General features: G+C 45.9%; 15 protein-coding genes. 5 read left to right on the top strand and 10 right to left on the bottom strand.

The window, feature by feature from the left end:
- Positions 1-69 precede the first annotated feature (69 nt).
- Entirely contained in the window at positions 70-1026 is a 957-nt protein-coding gene (locus tag QT990_RS15225; RefSeq protein ID WP_333143213.1) for an Rpn family recombination-promoting nuclease/putative transposase, read from the bottom strand.
- Between the two features lie 248 nt (positions 1027-1274).
- On the opposite strand from QT990_RS15225, the gene QT990_RS15220 reads away from it, so the two are divergent.
- The 3 genes from QT990_RS15220 to cutA all read left to right on the top strand — a co-directional run bounded on the left by QT990_RS15220 (position 1275) and on the right by cutA (position 5491).
- The gene (locus QT990_RS15220) at positions 1275-3839 is read left to right on the top strand and encodes a VIT domain-containing protein (protein ID WP_333465423.1); all 2565 of its coding nucleotides are present in this window, start codon (positions 1275-1277) and stop codon (positions 3837-3839) included.
- Positions 3840-4201: 362 nt separating this feature from the next.
- On the top strand, positions 4202-5098 hold the full coding sequence (locus tag QT990_RS15215) for a pentapeptide repeat-containing protein (RefSeq protein ID WP_333143215.1): 897 nt from the start codon (positions 4202-4204) through the stop codon (positions 5096-5098).
- A gap of 72 nt (positions 5099-5170) precedes the next feature.
- The gene (gene cutA, locus QT990_RS15210; RefSeq protein WP_333465422.1) at positions 5171-5491 is read left to right on the top strand and encodes a divalent-cation tolerance protein CutA; all 321 of its coding nucleotides are present in this window, start codon (positions 5171-5173) and stop codon (positions 5489-5491) included.
- A gap of 67 nt (positions 5492-5558) precedes the next feature.
- Here the strand turns inward: cutA and QT990_RS15205 are convergent, their stop codons facing one another.
- Positions 5559-6098 carry a DUF2231 domain-containing protein gene (locus tag QT990_RS15205; RefSeq protein WP_333286056.1) on the bottom strand — a complete coding sequence of 180 codons (540 nt, stop codon included), beginning with the start codon at positions 6096-6098 and terminating at the stop codon, positions 5559-5561.
- A 50-nt stretch (positions 6099-6148) separates the two neighbouring features.
- On the bottom strand, positions 6149-6427 hold the full coding sequence (locus QT990_RS15200; RefSeq protein ID WP_333143218.1) for a hypothetical protein: 279 nt from the start codon (positions 6425-6427) through the stop codon (positions 6149-6151).
- Between the two features lie 211 nt (positions 6428-6638).
- Between QT990_RS15200 and QT990_RS15195 the strand changes: the two genes are divergently transcribed.
- The gene (locus QT990_RS15195) at positions 6639-7811 is read left to right on the top strand and encodes an FAD-binding oxidoreductase (protein WP_333465421.1); all 1173 of its coding nucleotides are present in this window, start codon (positions 6639-6641) and stop codon (positions 7809-7811) included.
- A 279-nt stretch (positions 7812-8090) separates the two neighbouring features.
- Here the strand turns inward: QT990_RS15195 and QT990_RS15190 are convergent, their stop codons facing one another.
- The 7 genes from QT990_RS15190 to QT990_RS15160 form a co-directional block, all read right to left on the bottom strand.
- The gene (locus QT990_RS15190; RefSeq protein ID WP_333286062.1) at positions 8091-9209 is read right to left on the bottom strand and encodes an ATP-binding protein; all 1119 of its coding nucleotides are present in this window, start codon (positions 9207-9209) and stop codon (positions 8091-8093) included.
- A 4-nt stretch (positions 9210-9213) separates the two neighbouring features.
- A complete protein-coding gene (locus QT990_RS15185) occupies positions 9214-12921 on the bottom strand; it encodes a PAS domain S-box protein (RefSeq protein ID WP_333465420.1) in 3708 nt (1235 codons plus the stop codon).
- A gap of 83 nt (positions 12922-13004) precedes the next feature.
- On the bottom strand, positions 13005-15791 hold the full coding sequence (locus tag QT990_RS15180; RefSeq protein ID WP_333143222.1) for an adenylate/guanylate cyclase domain-containing protein: 2787 nt from the start codon (positions 15789-15791) through the stop codon (positions 13005-13007).
- A 168-nt stretch (positions 15792-15959) separates the two neighbouring features.
- On the bottom strand, positions 15960-17516 hold the full coding sequence (locus tag QT990_RS15175; RefSeq protein ID WP_333143223.1) for a PAS domain-containing sensor histidine kinase: 1557 nt from the start codon (positions 17514-17516) through the stop codon (positions 15960-15962).
- Positions 17513-18049, bottom strand: coding sequence for a Rab family GTPase (locus QT990_RS15170; protein WP_333305700.1), 537 nt, complete (start codon positions 18047-18049; stop codon positions 17513-17515). The genes QT990_RS15175 and QT990_RS15170 overlap by 4 nt, the downstream gene beginning before the upstream one ends.
- 2 nt (positions 18050-18051) lie before the next feature.
- Complete coding sequence (locus QT990_RS15165; protein WP_333465419.1) at positions 18052-20751, bottom strand: OmpA family protein; 2700 nt, start codon at positions 20749-20751, stop codon at positions 18052-18054.
- Positions 20752-20757: 6 nt separating this feature from the next.
- Positions 20758-21366, bottom strand: coding sequence for a hypothetical protein (locus QT990_RS15160; protein WP_333143226.1), 609 nt, complete (start codon positions 21364-21366; stop codon positions 20758-20760).
- A 1309-nt stretch (positions 21367-22675) separates the two neighbouring features.
- Here QT990_RS15160 and alaS point away from each other — a divergent pair.
- Complete coding sequence (gene alaS, locus QT990_RS15155; protein WP_333465418.1) at positions 22676-25327, top strand: alanine--tRNA ligase; 2652 nt, start codon at positions 22676-22678, stop codon at positions 25325-25327.
- Positions 25328-25352 lie beyond the last annotated feature (25 nt).

Raw genomic sequence — 25352 nt, 5'->3', positions numbered from 1 at the left:
GACTCAAATGTGACATAGGTAATCCATAAGGGCAACCACGGGGGATTGCCCCTACACCCATTTGACCCATCATTGACGATTGTTATGTGCTTGCAACCAAGTTGTCAAATCTGACAAGGTGGCAAAGTCTAATACAGCCTCTCCTAAACTCTCTAATTCCTCAACGGATAACTGACTTATACAGGCTTGGATCTCCGGCGACAGTGCGCCTACACTACGTTCCAACTGGCGAGTAATTAATCGCAAATTCCCTTGTTTGATACCTTGCTCGATACCTTGTTCGATACCTTGCTCGATACCTTCTGCAAGGGCTATTTTGGTAGCTAGACTAATGGAGCCACGCTGGTCTTGAATGAAGATTTCTCGCTTCTCTAAATCATCTAGTTCCTGAGCATTTAGATTCGCTCTATTGGCAATTTTAAAAGCCTGTTTCAGTTCCTGTACATTTTCCAATTCTTCTGGAACAGACTGTAAAGCTTGAGCTGTTTTCATGAAGTATATCCACTTATCTGTCAAGGTTTCTAATTCATCTAGTCCCTTGTTGAATTTTGGTAACTCCACAAATACCAGCTCAAATTGATCCGCTAGATAATCTACTAAAAATGTCTTTTCTTTGAAGATGAAGTGCGAAATCACTGTGTCCATGTTCTCAAACATTTTAAAATCTGTAATTGTCAGAGCAATCACAGGGTTTAAATTGCTGTAGCCACTTCCTGTGCTTAGCTGCATTGAATAAGTTTTAGTTGCATTATACAAAACCCGCTGCTGAAAGTATTCTACATTCAAAACCTGCATTTCAATAATCACAGTTTTGTCACCAGTAATCTTGGCTTTAACATCCAAGTAAGTATCTTTGATGCCTTTAATGTTTGGAGCTAAATAGGGGTCGATAATTTCTAAATCTTCGATAACGGGCTGTGCTTCGTAGAGGAGAGCATTTAAGAAACTAATCAAAATGTCTTTACTGTCATCCGAGCCGAATATTTTTTTAAAGGCAAAGTCGGTTTTGGGGTTGATAAAATTCATGGTAATTACAATTTATTAGGGTTTCAGGGGTTTCGGTTAGAGCTATTTAACTGTCGTCTAACTTAATTATACAATCTTGCAGGTTGGGCTCGATCGCCCGTTGGTGAAGCCCTCGAAGAGGATCGACCAAACCTGCTCGTTTGTGCAGCCCGTTTCTTCATTTTTCCCAAAAAGCTAACTCAGGAACGTTTTGCAAAGGGTAAAGTCATGGTAAACAAAGCACCTCAAGTCTGCTAAAAAAAACAGCTATGAAGTTTGTCTGCGTTCTCTCCCCTCAACGGTTGCTTTGTGCTGGTATCGCATTGCTCGCTGCGATAGAGTGTGGCGCGTGGCTTGCTCCCCATGCAGCGCGGGCAAAAGATCCTGGGGAAAATTATTCGTCTGTGTCGCCGAAAATCCTCGCTAGTAACGATGTTAATTGCAATGGCGGACGATCGCCACAAAATCGGTGTCCTGTCGGCGGTTTGTTCGTCAAAACTCCAAATACGGCCCCAGAACAAGTCTTTCCTCTCAAGCAGACGGAAGTTAAAGCCAAAATAGCTGGCAATATCTCCCGCGTCGAAGTTGTTCAGAAGTTTGAAAATCCTTTTCCCGAATCTATAGAAGCTGTTTATGTATTTCCTTTGCCCGATGAAGCGGCGGTGGATGATATGGAAATTAAAATAGGCGATCGAATTATTAAAGCTGATATCAAACGCCGCGAGGAAGCTGTGGAAATGTACGAACAAGCCAGAAAGCAAGGCCGGAGTGCTGGTTTGTTGGAACAAGAACGCGATAATATTTTTACTCAGTCTCTGGCTAATATCAAACCGGGAGAAAAAATTGAAGTTACGATTCGCTACACCGAAAGTCTCAAGTTTGTCGGCGGCGATTACGAATTTGTGTTTCCAATGGTGGTAGGGCCGCGCTATATTTCGAGAAATTCGACCCCCCCCAACCCCCCCTTACTAAGGGGGGGCGATGCTCAATCCCCCCCCTTAGCAAGGGGGGGGCAGGGGGGGGTTAATACCGATGCCGATCGCATTAACCCGCCTGTCTTGCCTCCAGGAACGCGATCGGGTCACAATATTGCTGTTTCGGTAGAAATAGATGCCGGAGTTGCGATCGGCGATGTCCGCTCTACTTCCCATCAAATTACAACTGACCGCAGGGGAAATATTGTGCAAGTCCAATTAGCCAATTCTGACACAATTCCCAATAAAGATTTAATTTTGCGCTATCGAGTGGCGGGCGAAAATACACGGGCAACTATTTTGACTCAATCCGACCAGCGGGGCGGTCATTTTGCTACTTATTTGATTCCGGCATTAAACTACCAAACTAATGAAATTGTACCTAAAGATGTCGTGTTTCTGATGGATACTTCCGGTTCTCAAAAGGGCGAACCACTAGCAAAATCTAAGGAGTTGATGCGCCGCTTCATCCAAGGACTGAATCCCAACGATACTTTTACTATTATTGATTTTGCCAACACTACGCAAGCGCTTTCAACTACTCCTTTAGCGAATACGGCAGAAAATCGACAAAGCGCAATTAATTATATCGAAAAGTTGCAGGCTAACGGAGGCAGTGAACTGCTTAACGGCATTCAAGCAGTGATGAATTTTCCGGCGGCGGCTACGGGAAGGCTGCGGAGTATTGTATTAATTACGGATGGTTACATTGGTAATGAAAATGAAGTGCTGGCTCTGGTTCAGCAGAGTCTGAAACCGGGAAATCGACTTTATAGTTTTGGTGTCGGCGGTTCGGTGAATCGGTTTTTGCTCAACCGTTTGGCGGAAGTGGGAAGAGGCACGTCTCAAGTAATTCGTCAAGATGAACCGTCAGCCGAAGCAGCAGAAAAGTTTTTTAGTCAAATTAATCGTCCGGTATTGACTAATATTCAAATTAGTTGGGAAGGAATGGGGGAAAAACCGGAGATTTATCCGATCGCACCCCCAGACTTGTTTGCGAGTCAGCCGCTGGTTTTGTTTGGCAAAAAGACCGATCGAGCCCCCGGCCAACTTCGCATCCGCGGCACTCTTGCGGGCGGCAAAGCTTACGAGCAAGTTTTACCGGTTAATTTTGCTCAATCCGGCGGGCGGCAGCGGGAGTCTACTTCAGTCGCAGCAACCGCTACGGATTTTGGCAATCCTGCGGTAGCTCAACTTTGGGGGCGATCGCGCATTAAAGATTTAATGAATCAAATGTTTGGTGGCGAGACTAAATCTCTAGTGGAATCTGTGACTAATACTGCTCTGACTTATCGCTTGCTGTCGGAATACACGGCTTTTGTGGCTGTGAGCGAAGAAGTGCGAGTCGAAGCAGATGGAACTCGTCGTCGAGTGCAAGTGCCTGTAGAATTGCCGCAGGGTGTCAACTATGAGGGTATTTTCCAGTCGGAGGGGGCAGAGCCAACTAGAGGCGGCACTCGCAGCGTTACCTCGAATCGCAACTCGGCACCGGTGAGTCCAGCTCCTGCTATGGCGCCGCCGCGAGGTTACGGTGAGTTGCAACCATCGCAGCCAAAGGCTTCTCGCCTGCAAGTAGTTAGCGTCGAAGGGTTGGATGCAGGGGCGATCGCGGATTTGACTCAATACCTGCAATCTGTTAATCTCCCGGCGGGGGTTAGCGGTGAAACGGTATGGAAGTTATTGGTACAAGACGGCCGCGTTGCCCGATTGGCTATCGACACTAAAACCTCGACGCTGCAAGCAACAGACGCCGTAGAGGATCTCAAGAGGGCCTTGAGTTCCTGGCAACCTCCCGCAGGATTCAAGGGCACGCTGCGCCTGAAGTTGCGAATAATATCATTTCCGGTTACACCGGAATGATGTTGACGGTTGACGGTTCACTGTTGACAGTGAACAGTCAACAGTGAACAGTGAACTGGAATTTACTATTCCGATGCTAACGGATTTGATATAACGGTCGATCGTTAAGCAATGACTATCTATGTCAAGAAACATTAATTTTTAATTCAAAAATACCGAAAGCGGGATCGCTACCCCGTGGAAGATATAAAATCTTTATTAAGAGATTGCCTTTAAACAGAAAGTGATGTTATTGGGATTTATACCGTTTGAGGCAAACGCTGGAACAGTCTAATTTCTGAAACAGTCTAATTTCTGAAACAACCTTAAGATTAGAGATTTCTCGATCGAAACCCCCCCAATCATAGAAGGTATCACGCCCTATGGAAGTTAGCGAACTGCTCAACAATTACGAAAAAGGAGAAAGAGACTTTACTGGAGCCGACCTCAGCGGGAAAGACCTCAGCGGAGCAATCTTAATCGGAGTCAACCTTTCGCGAGCTAATCTTTCCGGGGCCAACCTCAGTAGAGCGTTTCTCACCAAAGCAACACTCAAAGGTGCACTGCTGCACAGAACTAATCTGAGTTTTGCCAAAATGGGTGAAACCCAACTCTCAGGTGCAGATTTGACAAAAGCCAATCTCAGCGGTGCTTTTTTGGTAAAAGCAAAAATGCCGAGAGCAAAGTTAAGCGGCGCAACTTTAACTGGCGCCAACCTGCGGGGTGCTGTGTTGTGGAATGCGAATTTGTGCAGCGCCGACTTGCAATTAGTTAACTTGCTGGGCGCGAATCTGACTGCTGCTAATTTTAAGTGGGCAAACCTTTACGGTGCAAGGCTCAATAGTGCAAAACTTTTTGGAGCTCAATTAACAGGAGTCAGTTTGCGGCGAGCGCAGTTGGCAGGGGTGAATCTCTGCGGTGCAGATTTAAGCGGCGTTAACGTGAGCGAAGCTAAACTAATGGGAGCTAATTTGGAAGGCTCGAATTTGGCGGGGGCGAATTTCAGCGCGGCTCAGTTGCGGGGGGTGAAGTTGGCGGGTGCAAACTTAACCGGGGCTAAGTTGAGGGGAAGTTGTTTGAGAGGGGCAAATCTGAATTGGGCAAAGCTGTGTCAAGCAGATTTGATGGCGGCAGATTTGAGCGAGGCGACGTTAATAGGAGCTAATTTAGATAATGCTTTGTTGGCTGGAGCTATTTTGCCGGAATCTACTAGGCGCTATTTTTCTTTAGCTGGGGCGGGCAGAGTCAATTCTTGGGAAGTTAATGAGATTAACGGTTGATTGTTGACTGATGATTGTTGACTGATGACTGTTGACTGTTCACTGTTCACTGTTCACTGTTCACTGATGGCTATGACAATTAATTTTGGGGTGGTGCTGGTAACTGCAGCATCGGAGGCGGAGGCGGAGAATCTCGCTAAATCTCTAGTTGAACACAAGCTGGCTGCTTGTGTGAGTTTGTCACCCATTCGCTCGATTTATAGTTGGCAAGGCGAGATTCATTGCGAGTCAGAGTGGCAGTTGCTGATTAAAACTGATATGGCTAAATTTGAGGCTTTAAAAACAAAAGTTCAGGAACTCCATTCCTATGAAGTTCCCGAAATTATTGCTATTCCTATTATCGCTGGCAGCGATGCTTATCTGAATTGGCTGGGACAATCTTTAAGTTTGTAGTCAAGACTTTAGTCCTAAATTATCCAATGAAGAGGGAGTGAAGTCCCTACTACAAATGGTCAGACACCTAGGAATTATGACTCGTAGGGCCGATGACGCCGATTTTGTGGCGAAAACTTAGTTCGCCGCCGAACCAGCCTGTAATGCCCAGCAAGGCTGCCACGACGATCGATATTGCTAAACCTGTATATACGATCGGCTCAGCCGGATTTCCTTGTCGCAACACCAGGTTAATCAGGGTAAGTACCATAACCGCCACATTGCCGCCCATGTGCAACCAACCGGCACTGCGATCGCGCACTCTTTTAACTTTGAAAAAATCTAAAAAGCCTGTGATTGCGGCCAAAATCCCCGCAGCAAAACCGACACCCATCAGCCAAACCGAAGCTCTCGCCCAAAACGGATCGCTTGTCAGCCAATAACCGATGTCCGTGCCCGCTGCTCCTACTAAAAAGGCTACCGGAAAGATGACGATGATGGGGTGGATGGGATGGCCTGCAATTGAAAGCGTACTCGTAATGCCGGCGTCGCGGTACTCTGCGTCGTCACTTTCGAGAATCGGCGGAAGATTGGGATAGGGCGTACTATTTCTGGGATTTGTTTCCATGATTTCTCTGATAACTTTTGTACAACAAAGCCGTTTTTATTGGATTGAACTTAATCCCAAACCCGTTCGCCATTTTCGTCAACGCGGGCCTGCCGAATTACGTCGGAAATTTCGTCGGCGTCTTTGACGTGGTGCAAAGCTTTCTTTTCCCCATCCGGTTCTTCTACGATCACATAAGTTGGAACTGTAACAACATCTCCCGTGATGTCGGGTACGTGGTCAACTGCCAGTTGCTGGGCTTTTTCTTCGATGGTTTGCGGTTTGTCGGAAATGCGATCGCCCGGATTGACCGTGCGCTCCATATCTTTGCCTGGTTTGTCGATACTCATAAAAACCTCTCTGGTATTTCTAATTTTTTGCTGACTCTAATTCCTACTATTGAACGAAAAATATCTCTACCTAAACATCTCCCGACGGGTGGAAGTTTCAGTTAGGGCGATCGCAGGCAGCCTCTTCCTGTAGGTAGAGGTTTTTCGATTGGTTCCGAAAAAACGTAAGCTAAAATCTAACCATGATATTTTGATTCCCTTTGAGTTGCCCATGAAAAGTTACGATTGGATTGTTGTCGGCGGTGGCATTACTGGTGCATCACTGAGTTACGAACTGGCAAAAAAAGGTTTTGCTGTGCTGCTTTTGGAACGAGATGCTACCATGCAAAATGCTACTCGTTTTAGTTACGGCGGCTTGGCTTATTGGTCGGGAACGACTGATTTAACTCGGCAATTGTGTCGGGAAGGTATCGAACGCCACCGCCATTTATCAGCCCAATTAGATGCTGATACTGAGTTCCGCGAGTTGGATTTGTTGCTGACAATTGATGCGGGCTCCGATCCCGAAAAAGTGGCGGCTAATTACGCGCATTTTGCGATCGTTCCGCAGCTTTTGAGTGTTGCAGAAGCTGGCGAGTTGGAACCTTTGCTGAATAAAAGTGCGATCGCCGGAGCTCTGACTGTGCGTCACGGTCACATTTCGCCAACAGCCACAAATAAAGCTTATTGTCAAGGGTTTCTGCGGTTGGGAGGAACTATAGAATTTGCTGAAGTAATTGGGTTTATAGAAGAGGGAAATCGGATTTCGGGAGTCCAGACGGTACAGGAAAGTTATACCTGCGAAAATACGGTTATTTGTGCTGGAGGTTGGAGTCGGAGTTTACTGAAAGCCGCTGGTGTTTCTGTGGGAGTTTATTTTACTCGCACGGAGATTTTGGAAACTGCACCTGTGGATTTGAAACTCAGGACTTTGGTGATGCCTGCGGTATTAAAACGTTTTGAATTGGAAGCAGAATCGAGTAGAAATGAGGTGGATTTTCTTTGGGATGAACCTGGTAAAGAGTTGCTGTCGCCGATTTTAGATTCGGGTGCCATTCAGTTTAATGATGGCAGTTTGCGAATCGGGCAATTGTCTCGCACTTTGAGCGATTTGAATGCTAAAGTCGATCGCGAAACCAGCGAAACGGCAATTCGTGCAGGAATCAGCAAAGTTTTGCCTGATTTGGCAGGTTTACCTGCAACTTGGCACGAGTGTAGTGTGGCATTCAGCGCTGATAATTTGCCTGTAGTGGGGCCGATTGCCGATCGCCCTGGATTGCACGTTTTTTCGGGCCTCAGCAATCCTTTGACTATTGTACCTGCTTTGGCTGAGCGATTTGCGAAGGCGGCGGGGGGAGAAGAAGATAGGGCGATCGAGCTTTTGTCTCCCGATCGATTTGCTTAAAAATGATATCATGTCCGGCCTGATTGAGACTTGTATGAATTTTGTAGGGGCGGGTTCACTAACAATAATTGCCTGTAATCTACAATCTCATAAACCCGCCCCCCCGATACTTTTATCTCCTCTCCGTTGAATTGTCCGCGATGAAATTCTGTCGCGTGGTGGGGGCGGGTTTATGTAGATTGTTAGTCTGGATGATAGATTGTTGGTGAAACCCGCCCCTACAAGTATTGTGCTTATTTTACCGGACATGACTAATGACTACTGACGACTGACTACGGACTACTGACTACTAACTAACAAAGGCAGCGTGACAATAAATGTAGTACCTTTGCCGATCGCACTTTCCACACTTATTGTACCGCCGTGCAGGTCAACTATGTGTTTGACAATGCAGAGTCCCAAACCCGATCCTTTAATGTTGCCTACATTAGCACCCCGTTCAAACTGCTGAAATAGTTTTTCTTGATATTCCGCTGTCATCCCAATTCCCTCATCTCGAACGCACAAAATTATTTGCTGGTTTTCGCAGCTTAATTCTAAACTGACCTTGCCGCCGTTTGGAGAATATTTAATAGCGTTTGAAAGCAAATTAGTCAGGAGGTGGTGCAGTAGTTTGGGATCGAGATTGGCGTGCAGCGGATTTGTTTTGCTGCGGAAAGTTACGAGGTGTTTGTCGGTGACAATGGGTTGCAGTTCTTCTAAAATAGAATTGCATAAATCCGTCGCATTAATCGGATTTAAATTTAAAGAAATTTTGCCGGATTCTGCTTTGCTAAGCATTAAAAAATCTTCCAGCAACCCACTCATATTACTGACGGCTTTTTTAATGCGAGCGACATTTTTATTGGGACTTCCGGGGGTTCTATTCAAGTCGCTATCTTCTAGCATTTCAGCAGATAACTGTATGGTAGTTAAAGGAGTGTTTAAATCGTGGTAAGCCATTGAAATAAAGCGCGATCTATTTTCGCTTTTTTCTGCTGCTAACGCCATTATTTTTTTCAGAGTAACCGCTTCTTGATGTTTGCTCAGTGCTATCTTGATAGTGGCGTGCATTTCTCTTTCTTTAAAAGGTTTGAGCAGGTAGCCATAAGAACCAGTATTTTCGGCTCGCTGCAAAGTTTCGTCGTCGGCATAGGCAGTTGTATAGATAATTGGTATATCTAATTCTTGATTAATTACTGCTGCTGTTTCTATGCCGTCAATGTCGCCTTTGATAACTATATCCATTAAAATTAAATCGGGTCTTAGTTCGCGGGCGCGCTGGATGGCATCCGCTCCTGAAGAAACGATATCGGCAATTTGATATCCCAATTTTTCTAATTTAGGGGATAAATTTTTAGCAATTAACAGTTCGTCTTCGACAATCAAAATATTAATTGGTTTTTCGGAAAAACTCATATTCTTACAATCTTTGAAAATACTTTAATTCGTTAAATCTTAAGTGAAATGCTGTACCAAATTCTCTGGATATTTCGATGGTTCCTTCTAACTGCTCGGTTAAAGTGCAGACAACTTGAAACCCCATTGACTGAGTTTTCCGGAAATCTAAGTTTTGAGGAAAGCCAATGCCGTTGTCCTTAACTAAGAGGTTGATTTCTCGATCGCCCTTTTGATAGCATTCTACACTAAGTGTACCAGTTGTGCCATCAGGAAAAGCGTGTTTCAGGGTATTTGAAACCAATTCATTGGCAATTAAACCGCAGGGAGTAGCGGTTTCAAGATTTAGGGAAATTGGCTCAGCTAATACCTGCAACTGAATTCGGTTGTTGCTAATATTGTAAGAGTGAAACAAGTTACTTACCAAATCTTCGAGATATTCGCCAAAATTAATTTGCGCTAGGTTAGTCGAACGGTACAGTTTTTCGTGAATCAGAGCCATAGAATAAAGGCGATTTTGACTTTCTTCAAACATTTTGCTTACTTGCGGGTCGGCAACTGTGTTCGATTGCAATTCTAACAGACTGGCAACTACGCAGAGGTTGTTTTTGACGCGGTGGTGAATTTCTTTGAGCAAAATTTCTTTTTCTTTGAGGGAGTTTTTCAAATTTGCTTCTGCTTGTTTGCGATCGCTCAGTTCAGCTTGCAGTTGCTGGTAAAGTAGAGATTGCTGAATGGCGATCGCCAATTGATTCACCAACTGCTGGAATAAATTGATTTCCCATTCTTTCCAATCACGAGGGCGATCGCATTGGTGGGCCATCAGCAATCCCCAAAGTTGGCTGTGCTGAATAATCGGCACTACTAACTTTGCCCTAACTTGAATCTGTTTCATAAACTCCGCCACACAAGGTTTAAGGGAGGGATCATCTAGTGCGGAGATCGCAGAAATTCGCCCTTGCAGATAAAGCTGATAACTTTGGGCCGGAAAAGCCTCTTCGCCAAAACATCTATCCACAAGTTGGCTGCATCCTTCTGCCACGGCTTCAGCAATGACTCGGCCGCCGTTTTCGGGTAAAATTTGATAAATCAAAACTCGATCGGCTAATAATACTTGCTGGAGTTCGGCAACGGTAGTGTTGAGAATTTCCTCTAATTGCAAAGACTGCCGGACACGACGGGCGATCGCCTCCACAAGCCGTTCTTGCTCGAACTGCTGCCCCCTAGCGAGTTCGGCGTATTTAGAATTGCTGATATCAGCGGCATAACCAATAATTTCGATCGGAATACCCCTGCTGTCAACCAATAGTTTTAGTTCCGTCCTTAGCCAGCGGTAAATTCCGTCTTTGTGTAGAAAACGGTACTCGCAAATGCAATTTTTTTCGTCTGACAAATCGGAAAAGTTTACTAGAAATTGTGACCGATCTTCAGGGTGAATTCGGCTCGACCAAAATTTAGAATCAGCTAACACTTCTTGGGGGTCGTAGCCAACGATTGTCTGAACGTTGTCGCTGATGTAAGTAGTACAAAAGTCCCCGGTAGGTGCGACGGTAAAAATTACCGCCGGATTAGAACCCAGTAAAAATTGCAGGCGTTCTTTTAACTGGTGGAATTCGATTTCTGCCCGCTTACGATAACTGATATCTTCGATCGCCCCCATGCTGTAGAGAGGAATGCCCTCGCGATCGCGGATCAGCGTCACCGTCAAGTTTGCCCACATCAGCTCGCCATTCTTCTTAATCAAGCGTTTTTCCCTTTGGAAGCGAGAAATATTGCCACACATCAACTGCTTGACTTCCTCTACATCTGCTTGTAAATCTTCTGGATGCGTGAGTTCACTAAAAGTCATGGTAGCCAACTCCGAATCGCTGTAGCCCAACATCTGGCGGTGAGCTTCATTCACTTTGATGGTGCGGTAGTCGCGCACGCTTGCCAAACCAAGCGCGATCGGAGCATCGTCAAATAAGTTGCGAAACTTTTCCTCGCTCTTTTTCAATGCAGCTTCTGCCTGTTTGCGAGCCGTAATGTCTCTGGCGACCCACATCACCCGATCGAGCTCCAGCGGCGAAATACTGGCATCAAACCAAAATAACTTGCAGTCAATTTCCATGCTGTATTCAACTCTGTGGGTTTCCCCAGATGCCAATGTTTGGCGAATGTGGCCGAGGGCAAAATTAGCTTCCGCTTCTGGGAAGATTTCGGCGAGGGTTTTGCCCAGCACTTCAGGAGCCGGTTTGTACAGCAGTTCGGGAGCCGTGGGGGCGATTTTGAGGTAGCGGCCGCTTGCGTCGAAAACCAGCACGATATCCGTCATGGCATTAAACAGCGCTACCAGTTCGGCTTCGGATTTTTGGAGTTTTTCTTCGGTCAATTTGCGATCGGTAATGTCGGTGTCAGTGCCAGTCAGGCGGAAGGCCTTGCCAGAAGCCGATCGGATCGCGCTGCCGCGGGCAAGTATCCAGCAGGTGCTGCCGTCTTTACGCAGCATCCGGTGTTCTACTTCATAAATTTCTGTCAAACCCTCTAGATAAGCATTTACTGCTTCGGCGACTGCAACTCGATCGTCGGGATGAACATGAGACGCCCAATTTTCCATGCGGTTGGGAATCTCTGCGTCCTGATAGCCCAACAAAGCTTTCAAAGAGGGAGCAATGTAGATTTCGTCGGTTTCCAAATTCCAGTCCCAAACCCCCACTTTGCCGGCCGATACTGCCATTTCGTACCATTGTGTCCGCTGCTGCACTCTCCGTTCTAACTCTGCATTGAGCTGCTGCAAAGCGATTTCTGCTTGTTTGCGATCCGTGACATCCCGGCCTGCTGCTTGATACTCGACGATTTGTCCGCTGTCGTCGAATATCGCCCGATCGATCCACTGCTGCCAGCGAATTTCCCCGCTCGGCAAAATTACTCGGTGTTCGCAGGTAAAAATAGGGTTTTCGGGAGACACAGAAGTATATTGCTGTTGAAAAATTTCTCGGTCTGCTTCTGGCAGCAGCGACATGAAGCATTTGCCGAGTAAGTCGAACTGCTGCAGGCCGAAATAACGGCAGTAAGCTTGATTGACAAATGTGATTTTACCGTCTGGGAGGTAGCGGCAAATCAGTTCGGTTTGGTCTTCCACAATCGCCAGGTAGCGCGCCTCGCTCTGCCGCATGGCATTTTCGGCATTTTTGCGATCGCTGACTTTTTCTAGTCCACAATTGCCCTCTAACAGTTGGCATTGTTCCTGGAGTTTTGCCACTTCTTGATGCAGTGCCTCGATCCAGCTATACATTGCTGGGCGAATCCTTTTTTCGCTGACTAAACCTACTGGCTGACCCCGTTCATCTACAATTGGCAAGCAATCGATCGAGTATTGACAAAATAGCTTGAATGCGGTAGTAATATCGGTAAATTCTGATTCTTTTAAGACAATTAAATTCCGCGTCATTGCGTCGGCAACTTTCATGCCTTGCCATCCGTATTCGGCCGCGGCTAAGTTCAGCACATCTTCCGGGCTTAGCAGTCCGACTAGCTGATTTTCATCGACAACTAAGAGGCAACTAATCGATGCTTTTCCAGTTTCGTTTGAGTCGGGAAATGCAGGTGAATTAGGCAGTGGGCAAGGGTCGATCGCCCGACGCATCAGGGCGATCGCATCGCCGATGGAAGTTGAGGGCGCAACCGTCACAGGATGGCGATCGACAGCTTCGTCGGGCGATCGTAAATTGGCCGACAAATTAGCAAGTTCCATTAGTCTTGGTCAAAAAGTATTGCTAATTAACTTTAGCAACACTTGTAGTCATCAGCCAGATGACTGATGACTGATGACCGGCCTTATATTTTGCCAATGAGCAGATAAGTTTTCATGGCCCCTTTGCCTTTAACTTGAATAGTTCCCCGCTCCTGAAATACATATTTGTGTTCTAATAACTTATAAGTAGTTTCGCTGACTTGAATCCGCCAAGGCAAACCGTGAGATTCCATGCGGGAAGCAATATTTACTGTGTCGCCCCACAAATCGTAAATAAACTTTTTGATGCCAATTACTCCGGCAACAACCGGGCCACTGTGAATGCCGATGCGGATGCTAAAATATTTATTATGGCTAGCATTAAATCTGGCTATTTCTGCTTGCATATCTAGTGCCATTTGGGCGATCGCCTCTGCGTGGTCTGCCCTGGGTTCAGGCAGCCCTCCAACCGCCATGTATGCGTCGCCGATGGTCTTGATTTTCTCTAGACCGTGCTGTTCGCACAAAAGGTCGAATCCTGAAAAAATCTTATTGAGGAGCTCCACAAGCTCGATCGGATTCATGAGGGCAGACAAAGGTGTAAACCCCACAATGTCTGCGAACAAAACAGTCACTTCAGGAAAGTATTCGGCAATAGTAGTTTCGTTTTGCTTGAGGCGTTCTGCTATTGCCTTGGGCAGGATATTTAACAGCAGCTTTTCGGATTTTTCTTGTTCTTCCCGCAGGGCATCTTCTGCTTGCTTGCGTTCCGTAATGTCGTGATAACTCCAGACTCTGCCGATAATTTTATCTCCCAGCCGCTGCGGTTCCGAATAGCGTTCAAAAAATCTGCCGTCTTGAAATTCCAACAAATCGTAACTTTCGGCTTCGGGCTGATCGTCAAGCGATTCTATTCTCTCTTGAAATGCTTGGGGGTCTTTGAGTTGGTTCAGGACAAAGGCGATCGTTGTGGCGTCGTCTCGCAGTGCCATCACTTCGTTAGGTATGCCCCACATTTCCACAAATTCTCGATTGAAAGTGACTATTTTTCCGCTCCTGTCAGTAGCTAAAATACCATCAGCAGTAGAATCAAAAGTTGCTTGCAGCAGGGACACAGATTTTGCCAGGGCGTCTTCTGTCATTTTTCGAGCAGTAATGTCTCGCAAAATAGCGCGAATCGCTACTAGCGAACCATCCGCAAACTTACAGCTTATGCTGCCTTCCAGCAAAATTTGTTCGTGATATTTAGTGATAAATATTACTTCAATCGATTCTGGATACAAGGTATTTTCATTTACCGTTTTTTGGGTAAAAGCTTGATAGAATATATCCAGAGACTCTTGGGAACTGTTGGGATGAATAATATCAAAAACAGTCATTTGAGCAATTTCGGCTTCGGTGTAGCCCAGAGTTTGCCGCCAAGCCCGATTTACATACAAAAAATGACCGTCCGCTCCTATACTTTGAATTAAGTCAGTAGCATTTTCAAATAAGTCTCGCAGTTGTTCTTCGCTTTCCCGCAAAGCTATTTCCGCTTGCTTGCGCTTGATAAATTGACCGATTTGGCTACCGATTGTCGCCATTGTCTGGAGCAATTCTTCATCAAAACACTGCACTTCGCGGCTGAAAAAAGTCATCACACCCAACACATATTTTGCAGAATTATCCTGATCGTAGTCGCCCACAATTGGGAAACCAAAAGCTCCGTGCAGTCCTTCTTCGGCCGCAAGTTCTCGGCGCAGACAACAGTCGCTTTTTGTGACATCTGCAATCCACTGAGCTGAACCGCTAGCCCAAACGAAACCCGGCAATCCTTCGCCAAACGCACAAGTCATTTGTTCGGTAAATTCGGCAAATTTGGGGATAGAAACTGAGCGTTTTGTCCAACTGGCGACGCACCGAAGCAAATTGGGGTCGGAAACCGCAGTTATTCTCTTAGTTTCTGACAGCAGTTTTTCCCCGGATTCTGGCATCCAAAGTTCGACGGTATCCCATCCCAAGCTGTCACAAATTACGGGGAGAATTGCTGCTATAGCTTTTTTGATTGTTTCGGATGCCGACAGGATGCGAGTGGCGACGTACTGAGTTATTTGTCGCTTGCGGGCGCGCTGTCTATCTGTGACATCGCGGCCGATGTACACGAAATCTTGAACGGCAGGCAAAGGGCCAGAAATGCCTTTAATGTCAGTCGAAATCGCCGTACAGGAAAACGAAACTGTGAGCTTTTCTCCGGTTTTTGCCGTGCAAATTACTTCGACGTGAGTTTGCAATTGTTGAGACTCCTCTTGGCTGACTGCTTGCAAAGAGGAGCCAAAAGCAGCAATAGCGTCTATTTGCTGCCCTACTAATTCTGATTCGCTGTAACCGAACAAATCTTGAGCAGCTTGATTGATTTTTTTAATTTTTCCCGATGCTGTTGTTACCAACAAAACTTCCGCCATTGAAGTAATAATTTTTTCAACATAATTATTAGTAGCAGCTAAGGTACTCAATAAAATATCCATTTCATTGGTAGCTTGGACGAGAGTTTGTTCTAAAGCCATCCTGTCGGTTACGTCTTGAAAAAATATAATTAATCTCTGATAATTCTCGTCATTGGTGAACTCCACGATATACATATCAAAATAAAGCCGCGAACCATTTTCTAATAGTCGCGTCATCGCTTTTAATTCAAAATTTGGCAAACGTTTTTCAAAAATATCGATTAAAATTTCTTCAGTTCCCACCAATTCTGGAAAGGGAATGCGAACATCGTTGCCGGCGACTACTTCGTCGGGACAGTCGGCAAACCGCTGCACTTGCAGAGAGATTTCTTGGATTAAAAAGTCTTGATCCAGTGCTAGGTACTCCAAGTGGTGCGGAACTAACAGTTTTTTTAACAAGGTTTTCATGTGAGATTCTTAGTAGTGAATGCGCCCTGTGTATCGAATTATCGAAAATCAATCTATAGCGGTTCTCCATCTTGGTGAGGTATGCCCACGGAGGCCTATGCCCTATGCCCAGGGAGGCCTATGCCCTATGCCCGCGAGAGCACCTCATGTTACTGAGAAAGGCTATATTTATCTCTGTTTCTCAAAGGGAATTCTGACTATAAAGGTAGTGCCTAACCCTATCTCGCTGGAAAATTCGATTTGACCTCCGTGCAAATCTACACACTGCTTGACTATGGATAAACCCAGTCCTGTACCGGGTATTTTTCCGACATTTTTCGCTCGATAATAAGATTCAAAGAGTTGTTCCTGGTCTTCGAGAGGAATGCCAATGCCTGCATCTTTAATTTTAAATATAGCTTCTTCATTATTCTGACAATTTAATTCAAAATAAATATTGCTGTCGAGGGGCGAATATTTGACAGCATTTGACAGCAAATTTGTCAATATGTGCCGCAGCAATTTTGGATCTAGTGCGGGCAACTGTTGCGTTTCCTGCGAGTCGCTATCATCTTTTTTCGCTGGCGTAACTAATTCTTGATAAATAAAGTTAATTGTATGATTTTTTCCATAACTAATTGTAATTGATTCTACTAACTCGCTGCAAAATTGTTTTAAGTCAACTGGTGCGGGATAGAATTCGAGTTTTCCTGCTTCGGCGCTGCTGAGCAACCGCACGTCATCTAATAGCTGAGCCATGTGTTTAGATGCGGATTTAACGTGTGCGAGGTATTCTTGTTTTTCCTCGTGGGTGATTTCGTCGCCGTAGTCTTGGAGGATTTTAGTAGCAAATAATATTGTATTTAAAGGATTGCCAAATTCGTGAGCAATCATCGAGAAAAAACGAGATTTTACCTGTCTGAGTTCTTGCTCTTTTGCCAAAGAGCGGCGAATTTCTATTTCTTGTTGTTTGCGTTCTGTGATGTCCCTGCCTATATAAATTAAATCGTAAAGTCCCTCTAATTCTGTCTGAATTGCCGAACAGGAAAATTCTACCCAAATTTCTTCTCCTGCTTTAGTAGTGCAGACTATTTCTAGTTCTCTACGCAGCTCTTTATGAGACAAAATATAGCGGTGGCGAGCTTGGGAGATTAAGGTTTCTTCTAGTAATATTAAAGACAGGGGCTGACCGATTAATTCTGCTTCGCTATACCCAAATAACCATTGGGACGATTGATTGATTCTTTTGATATTTCCTAATGTTGTTGTCACCAACAAAGCATCGCCCATCGAACGAATAACTTTATCTATATAATCTTTAGAAGCGGCTAAGGCACTAACCAAAAGATTAGCTTCATTCGCCCTCTGAATCAAGGATTGCTTCATTACCATCTTTTCGGTGGTATCTTCAATCAAAATTAGCAATTTACTTGGCACATATTCTTGTTCTTCTTCATATTTGATAGCCAACATATCAAAGTATAAAGGGCGGTTCGGGTCGGCAAACCGAGCGATACCTTTGATTTCAAAACCAGGGAGCCGTCCCATAATGATAGACATGAGGATATTTTCAATGCCAATCAGTTCGGGAAAACTCAGGCGAGCATCTGCACCTGGTATCGCGTCGCCCGGAGTATCGGCATAATTCTGCACTTCGGCGGAGGTTTCCTGAATGATGAAATGGTGATTTACTAGAAAATACTGTGTTTGTCGCGGGCCTAACAGCTTTCTTAACAGGGGGTTCATACTTGTTCTACCATTGTGTAAGCTAGTTTGTAGAAAATTTCGTCAACGTCTTTGCCGGTTTTAGCAGATGTCGTGCAAACTGCTATTACTTTGTCTTGACCTATCGCATGGGACATTTCCACTAGCAGCGCCAATTTTTCCTCGTCAATTAAGTCTACTTTGTTCAAAGCGACGATAATTGACCCTTTAGGATTGACGGAAGAATAAAGCTGAATGTGTTCGGAGATTCGCTCAACTGTTTCGGAGCGGCTGACATCGGCAACGATTAAAGCGCCACTAGCTCCCTGCAAGTAAGTCGGTGCTATTCCTTTGAATTTTGTATGCCCTTCTAAGTCCCAAATCAGCAACTGTGCAGTCACGTTTTCCCGCTGTTTTACGTTTTCTAATTCTACGTTTTTGCGAGAAATTTTTACTCCCACGGTGGAGAGGTATTGGTCGGTGAATTGCCGATCGACAAAACGGCGGATCAGGCTGGTTTTGCCCACGCCAAAATCGCCGATCATACACATTTTTTTAGATATAGTAACTGACATAATTATTTACTGTTTATGGTGTTAGTTATTGGTTCAAATACCACGCATCTGCTTAAAAGTCGTGGTTGATTGGGCTCCACGTCGGCAGGAGGATGGGGGATGCCAACCGTTTGGAGGCGCTTTGGGTCAGCACCCTGCCGCACTAAAGCATCTCGCACTGCTGCGGCACGCCTCAGCGACAACTGTTGATTTGTAGAAATTTCCCCAGTTCGATCGCTGTGTCCAATTATCTTAATCTGTTTTTGAGGATATTGATCCATAAACTTTTTGACACTGGCGATGATTTCTCCATGTGTAGAGTCTAATATTGCCGTTCCTTGCTGGAAGTAGATGCGGGTTGTAATTTTCAGCGGATCTAATTTAACTGTGCTAATCACCGATTGAACACCGGGTATTTGCTTCAGGGACTGAGCTATTTTCTGTGCGTCTGCACCGTCTCTAACGGTACCCTCTACAGTCACTTTACGATCGCCATACCGCGTAGAAATAGAAAGGCCCTCTTTCTGATTCAAAACAGCGGTAATCCGCTGCACCTCCGCCGCCGTCAAAACTGGATCTGGGGGGACATCTACAGCTACAATTCTATTATCTAATTGCAATTTTGGTGCAGTAGATGCGGCTATTTTTTCGGCTTGTGCCCGCAATTCTTGATTTGGCAACTTTCCGGTTAGCTTTAAAGTTTTGCCCTCAACTGCAACATCTAAGCGGTAAACTGCTAATTCGGGAGTCGAGGCTAAAGCTGCGATGGCATTTGCTTCGAGGCGACGCTCAACGCTGCTGCGGTACTGATAAATTCCCCAAGGTACTAAGATTAAGCTCAAGGCGGCTAAACTGATAGCGGCTAGGGCGATCGGGGGTTTTGTTGATTTTTCCGTTTGTAGCGGATCGAATAAACTTTTTATGTACGGGTGCAGCGACTCCGGTATAGTACCGGGGTCGCCGTTAAACTCGTGAATTACTTTAGCATAATTAAGGATGAGATTAGTAACGGTTTGTCGTATTTTTTTGATGAATAAGTGGGGCGGTTCTCCTTTAATCACGACGGCCATGTAGCAATATCCCGCTACTTCTAGGATAATTTTTGAGTCGCCGTATTCAATTTGATTGAGTTCGGAAGATTCTCCCGGCTGCACGATGCACTCGTTAACAAAGCTGCGAATAGCTGTGAGCATTCCGGCTACCATTTCTGATTCTAACTGGTAGCTTTCTGAGTTTTGAACTTCGGAAATAATCAAGCCTGATGCTTTATGAATTAAGAATGCTGCTTGGACGGTAAAGGGTATTGATTCTTTGAGGATTAATTCAGCTTCGGAGACTCCTTGTACTTGGGAGCGAATTTTTCTTTTGAATCCTTCGACGCTGATGGCATTTGACACTTTTTCATTGATTGTCTTGATAGCTTCTGCCATGTATCGGGAAATTGTACTGCCAATTACGGGATAGAGCGCATCCACCATAGAGTCGCGTTCGAGTCTTATTTGGGCTGTAATCGCTTTGCCCATTTCCGGCGCGAGGGCTTGAGCGATCGACTCTTGGTCAAGGCGAATTTGCTCTTTAATTGCCAGACCGATTTCTGGGGCGATCGCGTTAGCAATATCCGCTGGGGAATTCACGATTTGTTGAGCCAGTGCGTCGGGAAGTAACTCAGCTATTGCCGCACTCATTGCCGACTTGTTTTCCTGAGTTTTTGCCCTAATCACTTCGTCAATAATGGGCACGATCGCCTTAACAACTTCTTCCCTGGAATCGGCCACTTTGCGGCTGAGAATTTCTGCGATCCAAGGCAGCATCAACTCAATCAACTCTTGGGGCTCGTAGATTTGGTGCTCCAATTTTCCTAATTTATCGTCGATTGTGGCCATCAGGTGGCGCACCCCCGGCAAATCGTTTTCTGCCAGAAGATTTTTGACTTGCTCGATATCCGACATTTTTGAGCCGAACATCAGATTTTGCAGCCTTTCCATCGCGGTGTCGGCTTCATGTAAATCCTGTTTAATTTGACCTAATATTTCTGCTGGCGGTTCTAGTAAGTTAGGGCTTTCTAGAGTCGAAGCCACCGCAGTATCTAAATATCCCGTTTCTGGTGGATCTGAGACTGTGGAAACTATGGGATTATGGGGAATTTCCGAGGGTTTTGACTCGGTTTCGGGAGGGGAAACATCCTGTAAATGCCGATCGAACTTGTGGGATTTTTGAGCCTGTACGTACTGTAGAGAATCTTTCATTGTCAAGTTAGACAATTCTTCGACAGGCTGTGATTCCTCCTCCAAATCCGGCTGGGCGATCGCGGAAACATCTATAGTTTTAGCTGAGGAATAGTCTTTTTCCAGTTCTGAAGTGTTGAGTTTGTGAGTAGCCCACAGCAAACTTTTGAACTCGTCTGCAACAGGCGGCGTATCGCCAGACTCCGGTTGGCCAGATCCAGTTTCGGGTACACTCGCTGCAACTTCCTCTGGCGCTTGCTCAGAAATACCTAACAAATCCATCAACCCGCCGAGGGCCCCAGCTTGATTATTGTCGCCACTGCTGTCACTTTCTGGCTCTGCATTTTGCTGGTTTGAACCCGCAATAATTTTGAGATCGACTAACAGATTCAGCAAGGGTTCTAGCTGGGTTGCTGCATCTGCAGCAGACTCGTCAGGTTGAGAAACAAAACCCTCTAACTCATTTTCGTCAGCCGGATTTTCTTTCGGTAAAGCCATGCGTTATTATCCGTTATGGTGGCGCTCCGGCAACAGAAATTCGGTATTTAACTTATTATCCGCAACGCCTTTAAGTTCGGGTACAAATTCTGTTCCTTTGAGCCTCATGCCGAGTTCAAACAGAATTTCTGCCATGTCGTCTCTAGAAACTTTAACATCTCTGAGCATAGAAAAGCGACGATCGAGTTCTTCAAACACTTGTGTTTTCAAAGTGCGGCTTTCTTCAGATAGTCGATCTCTGGTTTTGGAGAGTTCGTCGCGAAGCGAACTGGTTTGATTGTCTATAGCCTCGTCGAGGGCTTCCACGCTGCTGGAGAATTTGCGGTTAATGCGATCGACTTGCTGACGGATATCGGCGCTTTCTTCTTGGGTGTTTGAGGTGAGCGATTTAACTTTCTTTTCTAACGAATCAACTGCAGCCCTCATTTCTCCTGAAAGAACTGTTCTTACTTGTTCGATGCGAGTTTGCATATCTTGCTGCATCATCGACAAGTCGGAATCTATTTTATCGAAGCGATTGTCGTATTCTCTAAGCTGCGCTCCAAAAATGATATCGCGGATCTGGTCGATATTTCCCAGCCGTTCGCGCATTTCTTCTTTAGTTATTTCGGGCATACTTTTACCTGGAATCTCTGGACATTGTGAGTTTAAGAACTGTGCTAGTGATTTACTACCGTTGTGGGTGGCACTAGCTTTTTTGAGTGGGCGGGCTTTTATTGTTTGAACTCTAACCCCTGCGTCGGGGATGGGATTTTTTAGAGTTTTGACTCTAAATATCCTGAGATTCAAATTTTTGAGCCTGGTCTTGTCACCAAAAATGGCGGTTGGCTATCCTTGGCTTGCAGCAAGCTAATAGAAGCGTAGATTTTGCTGCGATACAGCACAGCGGGGAAGGTTTTAAGGTCTTGAGTGACATCCTCAATGATATCTCATCTTGACAGTGGCTCCTATCACTGCGCTGGAGTCCCGGCAAAAAGCGGGTGGGCTTGCTCCACGTCCCCTTATATATAATATAACTCAAAAGCTGCACAGATCGCTCGCCGATCGCCTCACAGGGAAGTTTTCTTTCAGCAGAAACCACTTATACAGCCGAACTCGGCCCCTCTGTGCTCCTGGAAGCCCAGGGCTGTTTCGGGGCAACCACGGGGAGTAGGGGTCGGATTGCCCTTACGGAAAACGATGATTTTGACTCTTGTAGTGCTAAGAGTGCCTACCCTCCCCATCCACGATTTGCGCTCGTGTTTCAGAGATTGGGGCAGCCACGGGGGGCTGCCCCTACAAGAGAATGAAACCGCCCTGCCTGGAAGCCTCTTCTCCTGCGAGGCCCTCTAAAAATTCATAGGGCCCGATCGACAGCGACCAGACCCAATAATATGAGAACTTTGTTTTTTCTAACAAACGAGATGTGTTTCCGGTTGAGAACTGTTACTTACTAGGGTTTACAACTTATGCAGCTTTACTTTTAATCCGCAACCACAATAAGTCTGACTCGACTGCGGTTTGGCTTGACTGCTCGATCGGCAGTTCGCCACTATTCCAAGTTGTGTTCGGTTAATTTCTGCTGCGCCTCGGAATCTAGACCGGAGACACCATGCCTATATCCTCGAACTTTCTTTCTAAATATAGCGACCTCCTTTCTCTTTCTGTCCCGGTGTCTATTATTAAGTTAGCATGGCCTTTCGGAGGAGTAAAGCACTATTTGCAAAACTTGATAGGTCTTTACATTACTAAGTATAATGATATGAATATCCAAATAGATGTAAGTTAGCACTCACGCACTCCGAACAAAGAAACCGGGTTTTTTCACCGAGATTGAGGATTTTAAGCAAGTATTTTGGTTGAAAAACCCGGTTTCTGGACACCCGTGCAAAAGTCCTATAAATTCTATTGTTGCTACATCTTTACATTCTTAACAGTTCTTGTCATGACTATTTCTCCTAAGTTTCTCAGTGGCAGCCAAATCCGCCAAACCTTCCTCGACTTTTATGCTCAGCGGGGACATAAGATATTGCCGAGTGCTTCTTTGGTGCCCGAAGATCCGACGGTGTTGCTGACGATCGCCGGAATGCTACAATTCAAGCCGATATTTCTCGGACAGCGCACCGCCGAATCACCGCGCGCCACGACTTCTCAAAAGTGCATCCGCACCAACGACATCGAAAACGTCGGCCGCACCGCCCGCCACCACACGTTTTTTGAGATGTTGGGTAACTTCAGTTTCGGGGATTATTTCAAGAAACAGGCGATCGCCTGGGCGTGGGAACTTTCCACGGAAGTTTTCGGTTTACCAGCGTCCAATTTGGTTGTTAGTGTTTTCCGAGAAGATGACGAAGCTTTTGCGATTTGGCGCGATGAAATTGGCATTCCGGCCGATCGCATTCAGCGCATGGGAGAAGATGACAATTTCTGGCAATCCGGCCCGACAGGCCCCTGCGGCCCGTGTTCGGAGATTTACTATGATTTTCACCCAGAAAGAGGCGACAATATTGACCTCGAAGATGATAGCAGGTTTATTGAATTCTACAACCTGGTTTTCATGCAGTACAATAAAGATGCAGAGGGCAATTTAACACCGCTGCAAAATCAAAATATTGATACTGGCATGGGACTGGAACGGATGGCGCAAATCCTCCAGAAAGTCCCCAATAATTACGAAACAGATTTGATTTTTCCGATCGTTCAATCGGCGGCGGAACTTGCCGGGATTGATTACCACAATAGCGATGAAAAAGTCAAGGTTTCGCTGAAAGTAATTGGCGACCATATTCGGGCTGTGGTGCACATGATTGCGGACGAAATTCGCGCGTCGAATGTTGGTCGGGGTTACATTTTGCGCCGGTTGATTCGCCGGGTGGTACGCCACGGGCGGCTGATTGGAATTCAGGGCGAATTTACGGTGCGGGTGGCTGAAAGTGCGATCGCCCTTTCGGAAGCTGCTTATCCGAACGTGCGGCTGCGGGAAGCTCAAATTAAGGCGGAATTGGCAAGGGAAGAGGCGCAGTTTCTCAAGACTTTGGAACGCGGAGAGAAGCTGCTGGAGGAAATTGTCGATCGTACAAAACAGCAAGCAAACCAACAAATCAGCGGTCAAGATGCTTTCACTCTTTACGATACCTACGGTTTCCCCTTAGAACTGACTCAAGAAATTGCTGAGGAACAGGGAATTACTGTGGATTTGGACGGCTTTGAAGCGGCGATGAAGGAACAGCAAACTCGCGCTAAAGATGCTCGCCAAACAATCGATTTAACGGTGCAGGGTTCTTTGGATAAGTTGGCTGAAACAATCCAGGGGACTGAGTTTGTCGGTTATGCTGAATTGTCGAGTTTAGCTGAGGTGGAAGTTATCTTGGTTGACGGCAAATCTGTGGAAGAAGCAGCCGCCGGTACCGAGGTACAAGTTGTTTTGAACCAAACGCCGTTTTATGCAGAATCCGGCGGACAAATTGGGGATAAAGGTTATTTGAAAACCGGAGATAATGGTGATGGTTTGTTAGTAAGAGTTGAGGATGTGAAGAAGGAATCGGATTTCTTCGTGCATTTCGGCTTTGTGGAACGGGGAACGCTGAGAGTTGGCGATAGTATTACTGCGAAAATTGACAATAGCGGTCGCCGCCGAGTTCAGGCTAACCACACAGCAACTCACTTATTACAATCAGCTTTGCGAAAAATTGTGGACGATTCGATTTCGCAAGCTGGTTCGCTGGTATCGTCTGAGAGATTGCGGTTTGATTTCAATTCTCCGCGCGCTGTCACAGCAGAAGAGTTGCAGAAAATTGAGGATTTAGTTAATAGTTGGATTGCTGAGGCGCACGCTGCTGAGGTTGCAGAAATGCCGATCGCCCTTGCGAGAGAAAAAGGCGCGACTGCGATGTTTGGCGAGAAGTACGGCGATGTGGTGCGGGTTATCGATTTTCCCGGCGTTTCGATGGAATTGTGCGGCGGAACTCACGTCAGCAATACCGCAGAAATCGGGCTGTTTAAGATTGTTTCCGAAGCGGGGGTAGCGGCGGGAACTCGCAGGATTGAAGCGGTTTCCGGTCAAGCTGTTTTGGATTATTTGAATGTGCGGGATAAGGTGGTGCGCGATTTGGGCGATCGATTTAAGGCGAAGCCTGAAGAATTGCCGAACCGGATTACTAATTTGCAGAATGAGTTGAAGGATACTCAGAAACATTTGGCTGCTGTGAAGTCGGAATTGGCGATCGCGAAATCCGACCAGTTGCTGAGTGCGGCGGAGGCGATCGGCGAATTCAAAATCATTGTAGCTCAATTGGGTGATGTGGATACAGAAGCGCTGAAAACTGCGGCGGAAAGATTGCAGCAAAAGTTAGGAAATGCTGCGGTTGTTTTGGCCTCAATTCCTGAACCAGACAAGGTAAGTTTGGTGGCAGCTTTTAGTCCTGAAGTCAATAAGAAAGGATTACAAGCTGGCAAGTTTATCGGGGGAATTGCTCAAATTTGCGGCGGAAAAGGCGGCGGGCGGCCGAATTTGGCGCAAGCTGGGGGACGCGATGCAAGTAAGTTGCAGGAAGCGTTGGAAAGTGCTCGCAATTTGTTAGTTGAAGGGTTGGGTTAATTACTCGGATCAGGTGATTTCGGGG

The organism is Microcoleus sp. T3_B1 (assembly GCF_036700445.1).
Taxonomy (GTDB): domain Bacteria; phylum Cyanobacteriota; class Cyanobacteriia; order Cyanobacteriales; family Microcoleaceae; genus Microcoleus.
The sequence above is the reverse complement of the archived record's forward strand: the minus strand, read 5'-3'. Positions and strand labels throughout refer to the sequence as shown.